Genomic DNA, 20,863 nt, shown 5'->3' on the forward strand with positions numbered 1-20,863 from the left:
TTCCAGTAGCTGTAACCTTTAAAATGAGCATATCATTAATTTAAATATTTTGTAAAAAATGCTACCTATGTCCAACTCATTTTCCCCTGTAATTCTTGTTTTTAGCCTGAGTATACCTTTACTTCCTTATAGCCAAGCACTAAGTGCACAGCTAAGCGACAGTGAAGCGCAGTTAACGCATGGCGCTCAACTACAGAACAAACATCAACACGAAGAAAATCAACACCATGAAGAAGATGAGCATGGGCACGAACATGAACATGAAGAAAATATCGAAAAAATAGTAGTGCAAGCAACACGTTCTGGGCGGGTTGCTAATGAACAACCTATTCGGGTAGAGCTTATTAACAGAGAAGAAATTGAAGAAAAAGCTGCGATGCGTCCGGGTAATATTTCGATGCTAGTGGCTGAAACTGGTGGCGTACGTGTCCAAACCACATCGCCAGCTCTTGGTAGTGCCAATGTGCGATTACAAGGGCTGTATGGTCGTTACACACAATTATTAGCGGATGGTTTACCGCTTTACGGCAATCAGGCAGCTTCAATTGGTTTGTTACAAATTCCGCCGACGGATCTTGGCCGGGTTGAGATCATTAAAGGCTCTGCTTCATCGCTTTACGGTGGCTCTGCGCTTGGAGGTGTTATTAACCTTGTTTCTCGAAAACCAAGTGATGATCTTAATGGTGAAATGTTGATCAATTTAACAACACGTGAAGGGCAAGATTTTACCTCTTATATTGAAACGCCATTAACAGAGACAGTTAAAGGTTCATTAACGGCTGGCGCTCATTACCAAGATGGGCAAGATATTGATAATGATGGCTGGTTGGATCTTGCTGAATATGAGCGCTATACCGCTCGACCTCGCCTTTTTTGGGAAGGGGAAAAAGGCGAAACGCTTTATGCTACGGCAGGGGTAATGAAGGAGCAACGTGTTGGTGGCAACACTGTTGGCGGCACGGTTGCCGATGGCAGTTTTTACCAGCAATCACAAAAATCACAACGTGTAGACAGTGGTTTAGTTTTTAATATGCCGTTGTTAGACAACCTTACGTTTAGTACACGAGCATCTGCTATGTTGCAAGATCATCAGCATATGTATGGCGAAATCGGTGAAGATGACAAACATGAAAGTTATTTACTTGAATCCAGCGTTGCTGGATATAGCGATAAAAGTGATTGGGTGGTCGGTATTGCATACCAAGCTGAATTTTATCGCTCTGAGACATTCGCTGAATTTAATTACTCTTATAAAGTGCCGGGTGTATTTGCTCAATTAGATTATGAGCTAAATGATCAGCTAACCACGACTTACAGCGCGCGTATTGATGAACATAGTGAATTTGGCACTCAATTTAGCCCAAGAATATCACTATTATATCGCCCTTCAGATTTAACTATTAGAGGTTCATTCGGACGTGGCTATTTTGCGACAACCCCTTTTGTTGAAGAAATTGAAGCTGTTGGTTTATCAAGGCTTGAAAAAATAGAGAACTTACAAGCTGAGCAGGCTAAAACGGCTTCGCTTGATTTCACCTATACCTTTGAAAGTATAGAAACGAGTTTGACTTTATTTGGCTCTGATGTTGATAACGTGGCGAGCTTAGAAGCCTTTTCATCAAGCAACGATATGAATTTAGACAGGGTAAAATTAGTTAATACTGAGGGAGTCAGTAAAATTCGAGGTTCGGAAGTTCTGTTACGTTATTATTGGCACGACCTTAAACTCACGGCCAGTTATTTATATTTAGATGCGACAGAAGCACCTTTAAATGACGAAAATAGAAGAGCGATAGCATTAACACCACAGCACTCGGCAGGATTTGTTGCGATGTGGGAACAACACGGTAATTTTAGAGCCGGTTTTGAAGCCTATTATACGGGCTCACAGCGATTAAATGATAATCCATATTTAGAAGAGTCTCGTCCATATTGGCATTTAGGCTTAATGGGGGAGATAACAATTGGCAGAGTAAGCTGGTTTATTAATTTGGAAAACTTGCTTGATGTTAAACAAACAGATGAGCATCCACTATTATTACCATCAAGTTCCGCAAGTGGCCAATGGACAACCGATATTTGGTCTCGAAATGATGGCTTTATTGCCAACGCAGGGATCAGAGTTAAGTTTGGCAGCTAAGCAGCTAGCCACAGCAGAGGTCGTTTTTGCACACTCTGCTGTGGCTGTTTTGTCTGTTATCTTATGATTGTTCACTGGTAAAACTGTAGCTTAAAGACAAAGCTTCGCCAAAAAGCATTGCTAATGGGGCTAAAACCATTTTCTGATCAGTAAGCAGCGCTATATCTTTCTTCGTAATTACTTTATAATCTGACAGATAATTTCTGGTTAAATTTATTATTTAAAATACTTCAATTAAGGGACAGATCATGGCGATAGAACGTACTTTTTCTATTATTAAACCGAATGCCATCGCAAAAAATATTATTGGTCAAATTTTAAACCGTTTTGAAACGGCAGGATTAACAATTGTTGCTGCCAAAATGGTACATTTATCAAAAGCACAAGCCGAAGGTTTTTATGCTGAGCATCAAGGTCGTCCTTTTTATGAGCCATTAGTTGACTTTATGACTTCAGGCCCAGTTATCGTGCAAGTATTAGAAGGTGAAAATGCGATTGCTCGCCATCGTGAAATATTAGGTGCGACAAATCCAGAAGATGCTCTTGCCGGCACTATTCGTGCTGATTTTGGTGATTCATTACGTGAAAATGCTACTCATGGTTCAGATTCGTTAGAATCAGCAGCACGTGAAATTGCCTATTTTTTTGCTGACGATGAAATTTGTCCTCGTACTAAATAAGCGTACTAATTTTACAGATATTAAAATGCCGCAGGCTTTGCTTGCGGCATTTTTGTTTCTAATGTTCAGCTAAAATAAATTCAGTTTAGTTCTAGCCTGATTTTTGTTAGAATTACTGGCTAATAATTTGTCGATTTGTAACGCTATTTTTACTTATTGTTATTTGTTTAAAATGAGTAAAAAGTGTACAATTCGCGCCCTTAAATTTTTCTATTGAGATTCGTTTGCATGAATGATGTTGCAGCTAAAGTTAATCTATTAAATTTTGATCATCAAATGATGCGTGATTATTTTGATTCTATTGGTGAAAAACCGTTTAGAGCCGATCAAATTATGAAGTGGATTTATCACTTTGGTTATGATGATTTTGAAAAAATGACCAACATCAATAAAAAATTACGTGAAAAACTTCAACGTAATTGTGAAATTAAAGCACCTGAAATATCTCAAAAACAGGTATCGAATGATGGCACCATTAAATATGCTTTACGTTTAGAAGGTGGTCAAGAAGTTGAAACTGTTTGGATCCCTGAAAATGGTCGTGCAACGTTATGTGTTTCATCACAAGTAGGCTGTGCCTTAGAGTGTACGTTTTGCTCAACAGCGCAACAAGGCTTTAACCGTAATTTATCGGTTGGTGAAATTATTGGCCAAGTTTGGCGAGTTGCTAATGACATTGGTGCTACTCGTATTGCGGGCACACGCCCAATCACCAATATTGTAATGATGGGCATGGGTGAGCCGTTACTTAACATGAAAAATTTAATTCCGGCTTTAGATACTATGTTAAATGATTTGGGCTATGGTTTATCAAAACGTCGAGTCACTGTAAGTACTTCCGGTGTTGTCCCTGCTTTAGACATGTTAAAAGAAAAAATTGATTGTGCTTTAGCAATTTCTGTTCATGCGCCAAACAATGAATTACGTGATGTGCTTGTTCCTATTAATAAAAAGTATCCGTTAGAGGAGTTTTTAGCCGCTTCTCGTCGTTATATCGAAGGTTCAAAAGCAAATAAACAAGTCACGGTTGAATATGTGATGTTGGATCATGTAAATGACAGCACAGATCAAGCACATGAATTAGCTCGCGCGTTAAAAGATACCCCGAGCAAGATAAATTTAATACCATTTAACCCTTACCCTGGCTCACCTTATAAACGATCAAGCAATTCTCGTATTGATCGCTTTGATAAAGTACTGCAAAGCTATGGTTTAACTGTTATAACTAGACGTACTCGTGGCGATGATATCGACGCGGCTTGTGGACAGTTAGCCGGTGATGTTTTAGACAGAACCAAACGAACAGCTATCATCGCAGAAAAAAAACAGGTGAAAGTTGATGATATTTCAGTAAAAATGGTCTGATCTTCTTTAACATAAGAATAATAAAAATGGCGTCAGTGAATATGGTAATCACAGTTAAATCACTCGTATTATGTGTTGCACTAGGAACATTATCTGGGTGTGTTACTCAGCAATACAGTGATGCTAGTGACAACCCTATTGTTCAGAATGATGCTACCAATAATGAAATTGCGATGACACGCATTTCTTTGGGTATTGGCTATTTAAACATGGGCAATACCAAACAAGCTAAATTAAACCTTGAAAAAGCCAAACGCTTTGCACCTAATTTAGTGCAAGTGCATACTGCTTTTGCTCATTATTACGATACCGTTGGAGAGGCTGATTTAGCGATAAAGGCCTACGAAAAAGCGTTATCTATTAAAGGCGACGATCCTGATACGTTAAATAATTATGGTGTCTTTTTGTGTAGAAAAGGCCATTTAGAAAAAGCAGAACAACAATTTTTAAAAGCAATTGCAGTTCCGAGTTATATTTTAGTGTCAGAAAGCTATGAAAACTTAGCTATTTGTCATTTAAAAGCTGAGTATTTTACTAAAGCGGAAGAGTATTTTAATAAAGCGATTGAACATAGTCCAAGCCGCGCTTCATCTTTATACCAAATGGCTAGCTTGCAATACATTAAAGGCGACTATATTAAAGCCCAAACCTTTATTAAACGTTATGAAAAAGCAACTCGTCGCTTTAGTGCTGAAGCATTAGCTTTATCCTTTAAAGTCTATGAAAAATTACGTGATATTAACACTGCTAAAAATTATGCCGCGATGTTATTAAAAATGTTTCCAAATTCCTATGAAGCAAAACAATATTTATTAAATGGCTTAGTGGAAATCGAAGCAGATAAACAGGCGAATGTTTATCGCATGAAACACTTAGCAAAAAAGAAAAAGCGGGTACTGAAACTTACGCCGCAACACTCGAAAATTTCTACGCCGGTAAAACCCGATAAGACAGCAGAAACTATTTCTACCTCAGCAAACAAGCTAACGGATGATACCACTGCAATAGTAACGTCAGTTACTGATGATGCGTCTAGGGTTGTTGATAAGCAAGAAGTAACACAAGCGCAACAAACAACTCAAATTGAGGCTAGTAGCGAAGAGGAAATATTATCAAGTGTTGATAAATTTTTAGCTAAAAGCACGGCTAATGCTAGTAAAGTGCTTGCGAGTAAAAAACCAGAACTAAATAACAAAGCGAAGGTCATATCTAACAATGGTTTGCAACAATTGTTAAATATACCGATTCATGTGGTTACAAAAGGCGACAGTTTGTTCAGTATTTCAAAAAAGCACAATATCCAGATGAAAGCGCTGATCAAATGGAACAAATTAAAAACATCGTCAGTGCTTAAAATTGGTGATGTCATTTATTTAGCCGATCCAGTTAAGGCAGCTGCTCAATGAGTAAAGCAATAGATAAAAAATTAGCACCGCAAGAGCTTAGTGATGATATTGAAATTGTAGGTCCTGGCCAAATTTTACTGGAAGGGCGAATCGCGTTAGGTTTATCACAAGAAGATGTTGCTAAAAACTTAAATTTTCGTTTATCGCTAGTGAAAGACATTGAAAACGAAAGGTTTGATAAAAGTTTGCCTGATACGTTTAATCGTGGTTATTTACGCAATTTTGCTAAATTAGTACACGTTTCGGTTGATGATGTTTTAGCGAGTTATGAAATGTTAGGTGTTGCTGAAAAACAAGGTGCAGAAATGCAAAGCTTTTCTCAGAGCACAAAAAAGCAAGCTGAAAATAACCGGTTAATGTGGGTCAGTTATTTAATTATTGCGGTAATTATTGGTTCCTCTTTGTTTTGGTTTTTTCAGGACGCACCAACCGCAGCTGTTAAAACCTCACCCGAAGTAGCGGCAGAGCTTGCTGATACAGATGAAAATGCCACGTTAGAGCCTGTTGCTAGTGAATTGACTAATGAAGTTACAGCGTCAGAATCAGCAGCTGTTAATAGCGTTAATACAACCGATACAACTGATACAACGAATACAATTAACCCAGATATCTCGCAAGATAGCTTAGGTGACAATATCAGCGACAATATCGTCGCTGATGAGCAAGTGGCTTTAGCGGCAACAACCGATATTGAGGCTATAGATAATGAAAGTATTGAACAATCATTAACTGCCGTGGTTAATAAAACTCCAGTCACCTTTTATTTTAACGGTGACTGCTGGGTAAATATATACGACGCTACCGGCGAGCATATAGCTTGGGGCGTAAAAAAAGCTGATTATGTTATGAATATTGAAGGTGTTGCACCCTTTACCGTTACCTTAGGTAAACCTGAACTTGTAACCATAACTTATGATGGCGATGACATTGATATGTCTCAATTTAACCGCGGTAACATTGCTAAATTTACCTTACCTATTACTGCTAACTAATCGAAATAATTAACAACCATGTTTAAAGAATCTCCTATTATCCGTCGTAAATCCCGCCAAATTATGGTGGGTAATGTTCCTGTTGGTGGTGATGCCCCTATTACGGTGCAATCAATGACTAATACCTTAACTACTGATGTTGCGGCAACGGTTGCGCAAATTAAGTCATTAGAAGCGGTTGGTGCTGATATCGTTCGTGTGAGTGTGCCGACTATGGACGCTGCTGAAGCATTTAAAGAAATTAAAAAACAGGTAAAAGTACCGTTAGTTACCGATATCCATTTTGATTATCGCATCGCACTAAAAGTAGCTGAATATGGCGCTGATTGTTTACGAATTAATCCGGGCAATATTGGTAATGAAGACCGTATTAAAGCGGTAGTTGAGTCAGCTCGCGATAAAAACATTCCGATCAGAATTGGCGTCAACGGTGGTTCATTAGAAAAAGATTTACAAGAAAAATACGGTGAGCCAACGCCTGAAGCGTTATTGGAATCAGCGCTTCGTCATGTTGAGATTTTAGATCGCTTAAACTTCCATAACTTTAAAGTTAGCGTTAAAGCTTCTGATGTTTTTTTAGCGGTTGGCGCTTATCGCTTATTAGCTGCACAAATTGATAACCCACTCCATTTAGGGATCACGGAAGCGGGCGGTTTCCGCTCAGGTTCAGTGAAATCAGCCATTGGTTTAGGCATGTTATTAAACGAAGGTATTGGTGATACCTTACGAGTTTCGTTAGCTGCAGATCCGGTTGAAGAAATTAAAGTGGGTTTTGATATTTTAAAATCATTAAAACTGCGCAGCCGCGGCATTAACTTTATTGCTTGTCCAAGCTGCTCTCGCCAGGAATTTGATGTTATTTCAACCGTTAATGCATTAGAAGAGCGTTTAGAAGATCTAGTAACGCCAATGGATGTATCAATTATTGGTTGTATTGTTAATGGTCCAGGTGAAGCAACCGTGTCAGATTTAGGCCTTACCGGTAGCAGTAAAAAAAGTGGTTTTTATCTTGATGGTGTTCGCCAAAAAGAACGTTTTGATAATAATCACTTAGTCGACCAGCTCGAAGAACGTATTCGTGCAAAAGCCAAGTTAATGGATCAAGCCAGTAAAATAGCGATTAAAGAAGTAGAATAATTGTTGTTTAGGTTTAATCTGCATATAATGCGCGCTGCATTTTAATTTATCCAGTTTAGAAAGTAGGTAATAGGTGAGTAAAGCAATTCAAGCAATCCGTGGTATGAATGATTGCCTTCCGTCGGAAACCAATGTTTGGCAAATGGTTGAGAGTGTTCTTCGTCGTGTTGTCGGCAATTATGGTTTTTCTGAAATTCGTATGCCTATTGTTGAATCAACCGCATTATTTAAACGCTCTATCGGTGAAGTAACCGATATTGTTGAAAAAGAAATGTATACCTTTGATGACCGTAATGGCGACAGCTTAACCTTGCGTCCAGAAGGCACAGCAAGCTGTGTGCGGGCAGGTAATCAACATGGTTTGTTATATAACCAAGAACAGCGTTTATGGTATATGGGGCCGATGTTCCGTCATGAACGTCCGCAAAAAGGGCGTTATCGTCAGTTTCATCAATTTGGTGTTGAAGCCTTTGGTATTGCTTCTGCCGATATTGATGCCGAAGTTATTATGCTTTCTGCAAGACTTTGGAAGGAACTTGGCATCACGGATGTGGTCACACTAGAGTTAAATACTTTAGGGTCGAACGAAGAACGGGCGACTTATCGCGATGCATTAGTTGAATTTTTAACCTTACATGAAGATAAGTTAGATGACGACAGTAAGCGTCGTATGCATACTAATCCATTACGTGTCTTAGATAGTAAAAACCCTGATGTGCAAGCGGCATTAATTGATGCACCGAAACTTTCCGATTATTTAGGTGAAGAATCAAGTGCACATTTTGAATCGTTAAAAGCACGTTTAGATGCGGCCGGTATTCAATATGTTATCAATGAAAAATTAGTACGTGGTTTAGATTATTACAATCGTACGGTTTTTGAATGGGTAACAACAAGTTTAGGCGCTCAAGGTACAGTTTGTGCCGGTGGTCGTTATGACGGTTTGGTTGAGCAATTAGGTGGTAAAAGTACACCTGCGTTTGGTTTTGCTTTAGGTATTGAGCGCTTAGTGTTATTGCTCACCAGTTTAGAGAAAGCCGAAAATGTTAGACCACCCGTTGATGTTTATATTGCCATGTTAGGTGAGGGTGTTGATATTCAAGGTAACTTATTGGCTGAACAATGGCGTGATCAAGTACCTTATATCAGAATTCAATGTCATTGTGGCGGTGGTAATTTTAAAAAACAAATGAAGCGTGCTGATAAGTCAGGCGCAAGTATTGCCATTATTTTAGGCGAAGATGAAATTGCAGCTAAAACAGCAACTATCAAATATCTTCGCGCACAACAAGAACAAGAAAGCCTTGCTTTTGATCAAGTAGCAAGCTTATTAGAAAAATTAATTTAAGGGGTTATTGTGGAAAATTTTCAAACAGAAGAACAACAAGTTGAAGCAATTAAAAGCTTTTGGAGCAAAAACGGCAATTCAGTTATTGCTGGGTTAATTATTGGTTTTTCTGGTTTTATCGGGTTTAATTATTATCAAGATAATAAGTTAGCATCAGAAGTTGCTGTTTCTGAAAGCTACATGAACTTACAAGAAAAATCTGAAGCCGATCCGGCAGCTTATACCGCGGAAGCTGAAGAATTTATAAAAGCGCATGGTCAATCAAGTTTTGCATCATTTACTGCTTTATCATTAGCTAAAGATGCTGTTATTCAGCAAGATTGGGCAAAAGCAGAAGCGCAATTAAAAGTAGCTATCGAGAAAGCACCTGACGAGGGCGTTAAAGCGATTGCAGCATTACGTTTAGCACGTATTCAAATGCAAACAGAGCAATTAGATGCCGCTTTAGCGACACTTAGCCAGCCATTACCAAGTTCATTTTTAGCGAGCATTGAAGTGACTAAAGGTGATGCTTATTTATTACAAGGTAAAAATGAATTAGCACGAGTTGCTTATCAAACAGCCATCGACAATAAAGGTTTAGAAACTCACCCTAATTTACAAATGAAATTAGATGACCTAGCTGAAGCAAGTACTGTACTTAAGTAATTTTTGGAGTTCCCTGTGGGTTTAATTAATAAAAAGATTATTGCTGTTTTATGTCTTGTCACTGGTTTGTCGGCTTGTTCATCAACGGAAGAAGATGAAAGCTTACGAGTAGCTGATTTACCTGAAATAAAGTCAGCCTTTCAACCGGAAGTTTTATGGCATCAATCATTAGATGGCAGCGATCATTATTTTTCACGAATTAAACCTTTTATCGCTTATAACAAAGTGTATACCGCTAGCCGAATTGGTGAAGCTGCAGCTTTTGACCAAGTTACCGGGAAAGAAGTTTGGTCGGTTGATTTAAGTGATCTTAATAACGAACGAGGTTTTTGGGATAGCCGCCAATCAGCTTTATTAAATGGCGGCCCTATTGCTGGTGGTAAAAAAGTATTTTATGGCAGTGAGAATGGTATTCTATTCGCGTTAGATGCTGAAACTGGTGACTTCTTATGGAAATCAACAGTGAAGGGCGAAATAATTGCTGCGCCAGCTTATGAAAATAATGTTGTAGTTGTTAATACCGCATCAGGTATTTTAAAAGCGTTTGACGCTAACTCAGGTGAAGCATTATGGGAAGTGGACCAAGAAGTGCCTGCATTAACGTTACGTGGTACTAGTGCTCCAACCATTGCTGCCGGTGGTGTTTTATTAGGTACTTCTAGCGGTATGTTGTCAGTTTATTTAATTGATAAAGGACAGCCAGGTTGGACCGCAGAAATTGGCGAACCAACAGGGTCAACTGAGTTAGAACGAGTTATTGACGTAGACAGTAAGCCGATTGTAGTACTTGATAAAGTTTATTCAATATCAGCGCGTGGTAATTTAGCGGCAATAGAGTTACGTTCTGGGCGAGTATTATGGCAACGTCAATATTCATCATATCGTCAAATTTCTGTTGAAGGTAACATGATTTATTTAACGGATGTTAAAGGACATGTTTATGCGGTAGAACGCTTAAATGGTACAGAGCAATGGAGCCAAGTTGGTTTAACAAACCGAAGTGTTACCGGGCCGGCGGTTATTGATGACTATGTTGTTGTTGGCGACTTTGAAGGTTATTTGCATTGGTTAGATAAAAGCACGGGGCAATTTGTTAGCCAATACCTGCTTGATGGTAGTGGTGTTTACGCAACGCCAACGGTTGCCGATGGCATTCTGTATGTACAAAGTCGTGACGGTGATTTAGAAGCCCTGAAAACACCAAAAAAGTAAAAGCTTATTAGTTAGATTTATAGCTAACAATAGTTTAAACGGCTCCATGTCATAGGCATTGGAGCCGTTATTCATTTTAGAATTTTTAAAAGTAATGAGGTTATCATGCTTCCTGTAGTAGCACTTGTTGGTCGTCCAAACGTTGGAAAATCAACCTTATTTAATCGTCTTACTCGTACACGAGATGCGTTAGTTGCCGATTATCCAGGGCTAACACGCGATCGCCAATACGGGCAGGCACAAGTTGAAGATCATCCTTTTATTGTCATTGATACTGGTGGTATTCATGGTGATGAAGAAGGGATTGATGCTTTAATGGCTGAGCAGTCGTTAATGGCGGTAGCAGAAGCGGATGCGGTATTATTTTTGGTGGATGCGCGAGCGGGTTTAACATCTGCTGATCAAGCAATTGCGGAATACTTGCGTAAACAAAATAAGCGGATATTTTTAGTGGCGAACAAAGTTGATGGTATTGATGCTGATTCAGCGGTTGCCGAGTTTTATCAATTATCGTTAGGTGATACGGTTCATCAAATTGCTGCTGCTCATGGCCGTGGTGTGACACAATTATTAACTTTAGCGTTAGAGCCTCATATTGCGCTGTTAGCCGAAGAGCAGGCCGAGCGTGATCGTCTTGCTGAAGAAGCTGCACTAGCGTTAGGTGAAGAATATGATCCTGATGCTACACCGGAAGAAGCACCATTTGATGATAAAATTAAGTTGGCCATTATCGGTAAACCTAATGTAGGTAAGTCAACACTTACTAACCGTATTTTAGGTGAAGAGCGAGTGGTTGTTTATGATATGCCTGGAACAACCCGCGATAGTGTTTATATACCAATGGAACGTAATGGCCGTGAATATACTTTAATTGATACCGCGGGTATTCGTCGTCGTAAAAATGTCAGTGATATTGTTGAAAAATATTCAGTAATAAAAACTTTACGCGCTATTGAAGACGCTAATGTTTGTTTATTGATTATTGATGCACGTGAAGGGATAACCGATCAAGATTTAAGTTTATTAGGCTTTATTTTAGAAGCGGGTCGTTCACTTGTTGTTGCGGTGAATAAATGGGATGGTCTTGATGATGATGTTAAAGACAGGATCAAGTCTGAATTGGATCGCCGCTTAGGCTTTATCGACTTTGCCCGTATTCACTTTATTTCAGCTTTACATGGCACTGGTGTTGGGCATTTGTATGAATCGGTAGAAGAAGCGTTTGATTCAGCTACTAAGCGTATTTCTACTTCGATGGTGACTAAGATTTTGGATATGGCGATATTTGACCATCAACCACCAATGCATAATGGTCGTCGTATTAAGCTAAAATATGCTCATGCTGGTGGTTATAATCCGCCATTAATTGTTATTCATGGTAATCAATCAAAACATTTACCACCGTCTTACAAACGCTTTTTAATGAATTACTATCGTAAGTCGTTAAAAATTATGGGCACGCCAATACGTATTGAGTTTAGAGAAACGTCAAATCCATTTGCTGGTAAAAAGAAGCTAACTTATACCGAGCAGAAAAAAATAGCGCGCGCTACTAAAGGCTATAAAAAAGAAGAATAATTGGGCGTCATTTCATATGACATAGTTAAAACTTTCAAGAGAAGTAATGCTAAGGTCTGTTGCTCTTTGTTTATACTTTCAGCAATAGGCTATTTTAAGTGATAGCAAAGCAGAATGAAGGTTGTTTGCTTATTCCAAATACGTGAATTCCAAATGAGTGAAATTCTAATGAAGCTAGCGCAAAAATAGCCATTGCCCTTTGCACTGTTGGTTGAGGCTAAAATCGCTTTACTGGGCGTTAAAAATTATTGGTTTAGATGACTAAACGAGATAATTTCAGCCTTGATTAAAACGATTTTATTTCTCAGCTGAATTATTAAATAAAGATAAACAGCCCCTAATACATTGCTTTTATTGAAAGTTTTGGCTAATGTAAATTTATCTTTTAATTTAGATCTTTGATCATATGTCATCATCACCTGTGCAGGTTGCAACGACTGAACATTTAAATCGCAATTTAAGCTTGTTACAAGTGGGGGCAAATGTCACCATTGATATTAATACTCCAGCCGGTAAAAAAGGTAAATTCCGTACTTGTTTTGTTGGCTTTTTACCTAAAAACTATATCCTTATTCAATATCCTGAAGCAGGCAAACTCGGCTCTTTTAGCCAATATATTAAGCCGGGTTTAACTGTTACTGTGCGCGGGTTAATTGAAGCGCATGAAGGAGCTGTAGTTGCATTTGTCACGAATGTTCGCCAAACACTACAAACCCCCTCACGGCTGATTGTGTTAGAGTTTCCTTATAAAGTCAGCTTACAAAAATTACGTAGTAATATCCGCATAGAAACCAAACTGGCAGTAAAAGTAGGTATTGGTAAAGAATATTTTTCTGCCAATATTAGCGATATTTCGGTTTCGGGTAGCCAAATTTTAGTGCATAACGCATTGTCATTAATGATGGCAAACGATAAAGATATTGAAGTTATTATTGAAGACTTTAAAGGCGGTGGTAACCTGAAACTTAACGGTGTTATCCGCAATGTTAAAAAGCAAGCCAATGATGTTTCATTAGGCGTGCTTTTTTCTGAAGATATTAAAGAGCCATTATTACAAGTTATTGAGCATATTTTAACTGGCGAAACTGAGCATCAAGCTTAATTTTTAGCCGTTACTTTCGCATTAATGGTGCCTTTACTTAGCTGCACAATTAATTCATCACCTACTGCAACCTGCTCGACATTTTTAATAATATTTTTATTTTTATCACGGGTAATACTATAACCTCTTGCAATGGTGGCTAATGGGCTAACAATTGAAAGTTGTTCAATTAAATGAGCAAATTTTTGTTGTTTTTCATGTAATGAACTGGCAATTTCATTAGTTAACCGTTTGTTTAAATTGGTTAAGGTTACTTGATACTTTTCAAGTTTATAGCTAGGCGATAAAGCTTGTAACTTTTGCGTTAATAATTGTGGTTTATTCGCTTTAGCAATTAGGTACTGTCGCATACATTGCTGTAAACGCTGGTGCAGCTCATCAACTTTTTGTTGCTGAACTTGTAACTTTTGCGCTGGATGCAATAAAGTTAAGCGGTGTTGTATGGCTTTGAGCTTTTCCTGATAACGTTGTAAGTGAAAGTCACTAAGCTTGATCATTTTTTGTTGTAATTGGGTTATTTTATAGCGTACTTCTAATTGATCTTCCGACACTAATTCTGCCGCGGCTGAGGGAGTGGCGGCACGAACATCAGCAACATAATCTGCTAAGGTTGTATCAATTTCATGACCAACAGCGCTTACCACAGGCAGTTTACTGTTAAATATAGCCTGTACAACCACTTCTTCATTAAATGGCCATAAATCTTCTAGTGAGCCACCACCGCGACCGACAAGCAAGACATCACATTCAGCCCGCTGGTTGGCAATTTCAATAGCGCGACAAATATCATCCGCGGCTTGCTGACCTTGTACTAAAGCAGGGTAGATAAATAACTCAATTAATGGATTACGGCGTTGTAACACTGAAATAATATCTTTAACGGCAGCACCGGTTGGGGAGGTGACAATGCCTACTTTACTGATTTTTTCAGGTAACTCTTTTTTGTGCGCAAGTGAAAAGTAACCAGCAGCATTTAAACGGTTTTTCAGTTGTTCGTATTGCTGGCGTAATAAGCCTTCACCAGCAGGTTCCATTTGTTCAATAATTAATTGAAAGTCGCCTCTAGGTTCATATAAAGAAACTTTTGCGCGCACTAATACTTGTTGACCATTACTGGGAGATAATCGAACTTTACGATTACTTCCTTTAAACATGGCACAACGTACTTGCGATTTTGCATCTTTTAACGATAAATACCAGTGGCCTGAACTGGCGGCAATAAAATTAGAAATTTCACCGCATAACCAAACACTATTTAATTCGCTTTCTAAAATAAAACGCACTTTTTTGGTGAGTTCACTCACTTGCAGAATATGAGAATTGATAGCCATGTTTTGTTGAAAATCGCTTTTTATTTCATTATTTATCTGGATTATATCCAGCTTCGGGCCAGCAATGCATATTTATTTCATTTTTAGTGAAATAAAAGTTTACCTGACTGGGCAAAGCGGTTAAAATTCTGCCGCAATATTTACTCCTGATCTACCCTTGTTTAGTGAGATGTTGCGATGCTAAGAATTGCCCAAGAAGCGTTAACTTTTGACGATGTTCTACTTGTACCTGCCCATTCTACGGTACTACCCCATACTGCTGATTTAAGAACTAAATTAACACGAAAAATTTCTTTAAATGTGCCTATGGTTTCTGCGTCTATGGACACAGTAACTGAAGCGCGTTTAGCTATCACCCTTGCTCAAGAAGGTGGTATTGGTTTTATTCATAAAAACATGACCATCAAAGAACAAGCCAAAAACGTATCTAAAGTTAAAAAATACGAAAGTGGTATTGTTTCTGATCCGGTAACTGTTTCGCCTGATGCGACAATTGAAGAAGTGATAAAGCGTGCCGATAAACTCGGTTTTTCTGGTTTTCCTGTGGTTGATGCTGACAATAACTTAGTTGGTATTATCACTGGCCGTGATTTACGTTTTGAAACTGACTTATCTTTGAAAGTGTCAGAGTTAATGACAGTGAAAGAAAAGCTTGTAACCGTGAAAGCGGGCGCTAAGCGTGAAGAAATTCTTGAATTAATGCACGAACACCGTATTGAAAAAATCTTAATGGTTAACGACGCCTTTAAATTAATGGGCTTAATTACCGTTAAAGATTATCAAAAAGCCGAAAGCAAACCGAATGCCTGTAAAGACGAGTTAGGTCGTTTACGTGTTGGTGCTGCGGTAGGTGTTGGTGCGGGCACTGATGAACGTATTGATGCTTTAGTTGCTGCCGGTGTTGATGTTTTATTAATTGATACTTCACATGGTCACTCTCAAGGTGTTCTTGACCGTGTTGCCGAAACGCGCGCTAAGTACCCTGATTTGCAAATTATTGCTGGTAACGTTGCAACTGGTGAAGGCGCTAAAGCGCTTGCTGATGTTGGTGTTGATGCCGTTAAAGTTGGTATCGGCCCAGGTTCTATTTGTACTACTCGTATTGTGACCGGTGTTGGTGTTCCACAATTAACCGCCATTTCAAATGCAGTTGATGCCCTTAAAGGTACTGATATTCCGGTTATCGCTGATGGCGGTATTCGTTTTTCTGGCGATATTGCTAAAGCCTTAGTTGCTGGTGCTCACTGTGTTATGGTTGGCTCTATGTTAGCAGGTACTGAAGAGTCTCCTGGTGAAGTAGAACTTTATCAAGGTCGTTATTATAAATCATACCGTGGTATGGGCTCTTTAGGTGCTATGGCACAAAAAGAAGGTTCAAGTGACCGTTATTTCCAAAAATCGGACGGCGAAGCAGATAAATTAGTACCAGAAGGTATTGAAGGCCGTGTTGCTTATAAAGGCCCTGTGGCAGCAATTATTCATCAACAAATGGGCGGTTTACGTTCATCGATGGGCTTAACAGGTTCAGCAACAATTGATGAAATGCGTACTAAACCACAGTTTATGAAGATCACTTCTGCTGGTATGGGTGAGTCACATGTACATGATGTTACTATCACGAAAGAAGCGCCTAATTACAGAATGGGTTAGTCGAATAAATTAGTTCTTCACGAATAAGCCTTTTATCATCATTGGAAGTGCTCACCTAGTAAACTAGGCTCCGCGCTTCCGCTTTGCTAAAAGACTTATCGTTATGAACTAAGATTATTCTCAGACTAAGAAATGTTAAATTTTTGATTTAGCCATTCTTAGTCAAGTAGATAAAGAATTTTATTAGGCTGATTTTTACCATCAGCCTTTTGTATTTTAGAAAGGTTAATCTATTCACTACTGTTAAGTACTGATTTTATTAGCAAAGTAACTTATTGGAATTGATAATGACAAAAGATATTCATGACTCACGAATTCTTATTTTAGATTTTGGTTCGCAGTACACACAATTAATCGCACGTCGTGTTCGTGAAATTGGTGTTTATTGTGAGCTTTGGGCTTGGGATGTAACAGCAGAGCAAATTAAAGAATTTAAGCCAACCGGTATTATTTTAGCGGGTGGCCCTGAAAGTGTTACTGAACTTGATTCGCCACGTGCACCTGAATATGTTTTTAATGCTGGCGTGCCAGTATTAGGTATTTGTTACGGTATGCAAACAATGGCCGAGCAACTTGGTGGCAGTGTTGAAAGTTCTGAACACAAAGAATTTGGTTATGCCTCTGTTGAAGTATTAACACAAACAGCACTATTTAAAAACATTGAAGACAGTGTTAATGCCCAAGGTAATGCTTTGTTAGATGTATGGATGAGTCATGGCGATAAAGTGGCTAGTATTCCTGAAGGTTTTGCTACTGTTGCACAAACACCAAGTTGTGCTTATGCGGCAATGGCAAATGAAGAGAAAAAATTCTATGGTGTGCAATTTCACCCAGAAGTTACCCATACCAAGCAAGGTTTACGTATTTTAGAGCACTTTGTTGTTGATATTTGTCAATGTGAAAAACTATGGACACCATCGTCTATCATTGAAGATGCTATCGAAAAAATGAAAGCGCAAGTAGGTGATGATGAAGTGATTTTAGGTTTATCAGGTGGCGTTGATTCATCTGTTGTTGCCATGCTGTTACATCGCGCGATTGGTGATAAATTAACTTGTGTTTTTGTTGATAACGGCTTGTTACGTTTAAACGAAGGCCAACAAGTGATGGATATGTTTGGTGATCACTTCGGCTTAAACATTATTAAAATTGACGCAGAAGATCGCTTTTTAGATCGCCTTGCCGGTGAAAATGATCCTGAGAAAAAACGTAAAATCATTGGTAACGTATTTGTTGACGTTTTTGAGGAAGAATCGAAAAAATTAGCGAATGCCAAGTGGTTAGCACAAGGTACTATTTATCCTGACGTAATTGAGTCAGCGGCATCAAAAACTGGTAAAGCTCATGTAATTAAATCGCATCATAATGTTGGCGGTTTACCTGATTACATGCAATTAGGCTTAGTTGAGCCGTTACGTGAATTATTTAAAGATGAAGTACGTAAAATAGGTTTAGAGCTAGGTTTACCTTACGACATGTTATATCGCCATCCTTTCCCTGGCCCTGGTTTAGGGGTACGTGTTTTAGGTGAAGTGAAAAAAGAATATTGTGACTTATTACGCCGTGCTGACGCTATCTTCATTGAAGAGTTACACAAGCATGAGCTTTACCACAAAGTAAGCCAAGCTTTCACCGTATTTTTACCAGTACGTTCAGTAGGCGTTATGGGCGATGGACGTAAATATGACTGGGTTGTAAGCTTACGTGCAGTTGAAACTATCGACTTTATGACGGCGATTTGGGCACCATTACCGTACGAGTTTTTAGGGCATGTCTCTAATCGTATTATCAATGAAATTGATGGTATTTCTCGTGTGGTTTACGATATCTCAGGTAAGCCGCCTGCGACTATCGAATGGGAATAACTATCCTAATACGGATAGGTATAAGTTCAGGTTAACTATTATTGCTGTAAAATATGCAATTATAAAAAAGGCGCTACTGCAAAGTAGCGCCTTTTTAGTTTCTAGTTAGTTGGTTAAACAATTTGTCCTTATTGTTTAATGCCCTCAATATGTAAATCGAAGTCTATTTGACCAAAATCTCGGCCAAAACCAAAGTCTTTCATTTGAATACTAGTAGTTCCTGCAAAGCCGGCACGGTAACCACCCCAAGGATCTTTACCTTCACCTACTTTGTAGGCATCAATAACAATTTCTTTTTTAACACCGTGTAAAGTTAAAGTACCGGTAATTTTTAATTTATCATTACCTAAGTCTTCTACTTTTGAACTGACAAAGCTAGCACTGGCAAAGTCTTTTACTTCTAAAAACTTATCACCGCGTAAATGCTTGTCACGCTCAGCATGGTTTGAATCAACACTTGCTGTGTCTATGGTTATATTTATTTTTGACGCATTAACATTGTTGCTATCGTAGCTAAACTTACCATCAAAAACATTAAAACGTCCCGTTAACCAACTATAACCCAGATGTTTAACTTTAAAGTTGATAGAAGCATGTGCTCCTTTGTAATCAATAATATAATCAGCAGCTTTTGCCGGTAACATAGCAACCGTTGCCGTTAATAATGTTGCGAGCATTAATTTTTTCATTCTTTGTTCCTTTTTAGTTTGTGTTAATGTGATTATTTAATCATTCTGATCAGTGTGTTGTCTTTATCAATAAAGTGATGCTTAAGGGCTGCAAGGACATGAAATATGGCTAATAAAATTACAGCATTGGTAGCTTGTTCATGAATGTCACCGGCAATGTCTTCTTGATTATTAAATAGTTCTCCCATGGAAGGGATACTAAACCAAGAAAAAACCTCAATAGCTCTGCCATCAGCAGTAGATATTAAATAACCGCTGCACATTGCAATGATTAAACACAGATAAATTAGATTATGGCCAATTTTAGTCAGGCGCTTAATAGTATTACTATGGCTTGCTATGGGAGCTGGGCTACCCATGCTTAATTTCCAGATAATTCTAAAAAGTGTAACGGCAATTAATATAATACCAATGCTTTTGTGCCAATCAGGTGCAATCCGATACCATTCACTATAGTAGTCTAAATCTTCCATCCATTTGCCTAAAATATATAAGCCAATAATTGCGAAAGCAGATAGCCAATGTATCAGTTTACTTACTAAACCATATTTTTCAGCGGTGTTTTTTAACATAGTCAGAACCATTTTTACTTGATGGCATTATCTTACAAGGTTATTGAAAAAGTTGAACTATTAAAAATTGATTGGTTTAATCAAAAAATTTGAACAATACAGCAGCTTATTTTGTAATTACGTTGTTTTAATTGGAAATAACAGTTGCGGATAACAGAGATAAACTATACTATAGCGCCCGCTTTAACTTATCTTGTAAGCTAAATGCCTCGATAGCTCAGTCGGTAGAGCAGGGGATTGAAAATCCCCGTGTCCCTGGTTCGATTCCGGGTCGAGGCACCATTCTTTAGCTAGTTATCTCCTGATTTTATCTTTATTACTAATCGTTTTATTTTCATTGTCGCTTATTTACAAATATAAGTTTGTAAATTTAATTCATGCTAATGAAGATGAATTTTTGTAATGGAATAATTTAACAGTCACTAATTTTAATTTTTTTAACCCTATTTGTTTTCTCCAATCGTTTTATTACTAAGTAAGTTAATCAACTTATTTACAGTGTGTGCACACACCTCCATAAACTTTAGAGGAAAACACAATGAAAAGATTGATCCCTATTACTTTCTTAGCAAGCATAACTACTTTTTCGCTGTTCGCTTTTATGGCTTATTTAATTAGTAGTGACGAAGCCGCTCCTGTTGATATCGAAGATGTGCCCATCGTTGAGGTTTACCAAACCCCAGATGATTGCAAAGTGATCGAAAGACCACCGGTTAAACTTACGCCGCCACCACCACCGATGCCTGCGCCTAAAATGGACATTAGTCCTACAGCTACTGTGGCAAAAGTGGCTTTTGAATATCAACCACCAATATTAAATATTGCAACCTCCACGGGCTTAGGTACCATTAATGGACCTGCTGACACGGATGCTAGACCAATAGTTAGAGTGAATCCCAAATATCCAATTACGGCGGCACAACAAGGCATTGAAGGTTGGGTGAAGCTATCTTTTAATATTAATGAAATAGGGCAGGTAACCAATGTTGAAATTATTGATGCTGAGCCGCAACGTGTGTTTGATAAAGAAGCTAAGCGTGCGTTAAAAAAATGGAAATATCGCGCTAAAGTAATTGATGGTAAACCGGTTGCGCAAGAGAATTTAACCGTGCAGTTAGATTTTAATATCAGTCAACAAAGCTAGGAGC

The 20,863-nt window shown here is 38.3% G+C and carries 17 protein-coding genes and 1 tRNA gene; 15 read left to right on the top strand and 3 right to left on the bottom strand.

Annotated elements, in window-relative coordinates; translation table 11 throughout:
- The first annotated feature begins 67 nt into the window (after positions 1 to 67).
- The 11 genes from ACSLUO_RS02495 (at position 68) to ACSLUO_RS02545 (ending at position 13,608) form a co-directional block, all read left to right on the top strand.
- Complete coding sequence (locus tag ACSLUO_RS02495; RefSeq protein ID WP_448245889.1) at positions 68 to 2,140, top strand: TonB-dependent receptor plug domain-containing protein; 2,073 nt, start codon at positions 68 to 70, stop codon at positions 2,138 to 2,140.
- Positions 2,141 to 2,388: 248 nt separating this feature from the next.
- On the top strand, positions 2,389 to 2,820 hold the full coding sequence (ndk, locus tag ACSLUO_RS02500; protein ID WP_448245891.1) for a nucleoside-diphosphate kinase: 432 nt from the start codon (positions 2,389 to 2,391) through the stop codon (positions 2,818 to 2,820).
- A 228-nt stretch (positions 2,821 to 3,048) separates the two neighbouring features.
- Positions 3,049 to 4,185, top strand: coding sequence for a dual-specificity RNA methyltransferase RlmN (rlmN, locus tag ACSLUO_RS02505; protein WP_448245893.1), 1,137 nt, complete (start codon positions 3,049 to 3,051; stop codon positions 4,183 to 4,185).
- A 26-nt stretch (positions 4,186 to 4,211) separates the two neighbouring features.
- Complete coding sequence (pilW, locus tag ACSLUO_RS02510) at positions 4,212 to 5,591, top strand: type IV pilus biogenesis/stability protein PilW (protein ID WP_448245894.1); 1,380 nt, start codon at positions 4,212 to 4,214, stop codon at positions 5,589 to 5,591.
- Positions 5,588 to 6,583, top strand: a complete 996-nt coding sequence (locus ACSLUO_RS02515) for a RodZ domain-containing protein (protein WP_448245896.1) — start codon at positions 5,588 to 5,590, stop codon at positions 6,581 to 6,583. Before pilW ends, ACSLUO_RS02515 begins: the two co-directional genes overlap by 4 nt.
- Before the next feature lie 18 nt (positions 6,584 to 6,601).
- Complete coding sequence (gene ispG, locus ACSLUO_RS02520; protein ID WP_448245898.1) at positions 6,602 to 7,720, top strand: flavodoxin-dependent (E)-4-hydroxy-3-methylbut-2-enyl-diphosphate synthase; 1,119 nt, start codon at positions 6,602 to 6,604, stop codon at positions 7,718 to 7,720.
- Positions 7,721 to 7,793: 73 nt separating this feature from the next.
- Positions 7,794 to 9,068 carry a histidine--tRNA ligase gene (gene hisS / locus ACSLUO_RS02525; protein ID WP_448245899.1) on the top strand — a complete coding sequence of 425 codons (1,275 nt, stop codon included), beginning with the start codon at positions 7,794 to 7,796 and terminating at the stop codon, positions 9,066 to 9,068.
- A 9-nt stretch (positions 9,069 to 9,077) separates the two neighbouring features.
- On the top strand, positions 9,078 to 9,716 hold the full coding sequence (locus ACSLUO_RS02530) for a YfgM family protein (protein ID WP_448245901.1): 639 nt from the start codon (positions 9,078 to 9,080) through the stop codon (positions 9,714 to 9,716).
- A 15-nt stretch (positions 9,717 to 9,731) separates the two neighbouring features.
- Positions 9,732 to 10,928, top strand: a complete 1,197-nt coding sequence (gene bamB, locus ACSLUO_RS02535) for an outer membrane protein assembly factor BamB (RefSeq protein ID WP_448245903.1) — start codon at positions 9,732 to 9,734, stop codon at positions 10,926 to 10,928.
- 105 nt (positions 10,929 to 11,033) lie between these two features.
- Positions 11,034 to 12,506, top strand: coding sequence for a ribosome biogenesis GTPase Der (gene der, locus ACSLUO_RS02540; RefSeq protein ID WP_448245905.1), 1,473 nt, complete (start codon positions 11,034 to 11,036; stop codon positions 12,504 to 12,506).
- Between the two features lie 406 nt (positions 12,507 to 12,912).
- Positions 12,913 to 13,608, top strand: coding sequence for a PilZ domain-containing protein (locus ACSLUO_RS02545; RefSeq protein ID WP_448245907.1), 696 nt, complete (start codon positions 12,913 to 12,915; stop codon positions 13,606 to 13,608).
- On the opposite strand, the gene xseA is transcribed toward ACSLUO_RS02545, so the two are convergent.
- Positions 13,605 to 14,939, bottom strand: coding sequence for an exodeoxyribonuclease VII large subunit (gene xseA / locus ACSLUO_RS02550; protein WP_448245909.1), 1,335 nt, complete (start codon positions 14,937 to 14,939; stop codon positions 13,605 to 13,607). The genes ACSLUO_RS02545 and xseA overlap by 4 nt on opposite strands.
- A gap of 177 nt (positions 14,940 to 15,116) precedes the next feature.
- Between xseA and guaB the strand changes: the two genes are divergently transcribed.
- The gene (gene guaB, locus ACSLUO_RS02555; protein ID WP_448245910.1) at positions 15,117 to 16,589 is read left to right on the top strand and encodes an IMP dehydrogenase; all 1,473 of its coding nucleotides are present in this window, start codon (positions 15,117 to 15,119) and stop codon (positions 16,587 to 16,589) included.
- A 287-nt stretch (positions 16,590 to 16,876) separates the two neighbouring features.
- Positions 16,877 to 18,454: a glutamine-hydrolyzing GMP synthase gene (guaA, locus tag ACSLUO_RS02560; RefSeq protein ID WP_448245912.1), complete on the top strand. Its 1,578-nt coding sequence runs from the start codon at positions 16,877 to 16,879 to the stop codon at positions 18,452 to 18,454.
- A gap of 128 nt (positions 18,455 to 18,582) precedes the next feature.
- On the opposite strand, the gene ACSLUO_RS02565 is transcribed toward guaA, so the two are convergent.
- Both ACSLUO_RS02565 and ACSLUO_RS02570 read right to left on the bottom strand, forming a co-directional pair.
- Positions 18,583 to 19,143 carry a YceI family protein gene (locus tag ACSLUO_RS02565; RefSeq protein ID WP_448245913.1) on the bottom strand — a complete coding sequence of 187 codons (561 nt, stop codon included), beginning with the start codon at positions 19,141 to 19,143 and terminating at the stop codon, positions 18,583 to 18,585.
- A gap of 32 nt (positions 19,144 to 19,175) precedes the next feature.
- Positions 19,176 to 19,715 (bottom strand): cytochrome b, encoded by a 540-nt coding sequence (locus ACSLUO_RS02570; RefSeq protein WP_448245915.1) that lies wholly within the window; start codon positions 19,713 to 19,715, stop codon positions 19,176 to 19,178.
- Between the two features lie 206 nt (positions 19,716 to 19,921).
- Between ACSLUO_RS02570 and ACSLUO_RS02575 the strand changes: the two genes are divergently transcribed.
- Both ACSLUO_RS02575 and ACSLUO_RS02580 read left to right on the top strand, forming a co-directional pair.
- Positions 19,922 to 19,997 (top strand) — tRNA-Phe (locus tag ACSLUO_RS02575).
- A 256-nt stretch (positions 19,998 to 20,253) separates the two neighbouring features.
- Complete coding sequence (locus tag ACSLUO_RS02580; protein WP_448245917.1) at positions 20,254 to 20,859, top strand: energy transducer TonB; 606 nt, start codon at positions 20,254 to 20,256, stop codon at positions 20,857 to 20,859.
- The last annotated feature ends 4 nt before the right edge of the window (positions 20,860 to 20,863 follow it).

It is taken from the genome of Thalassotalea agariperforans (assembly GCF_053470345.1).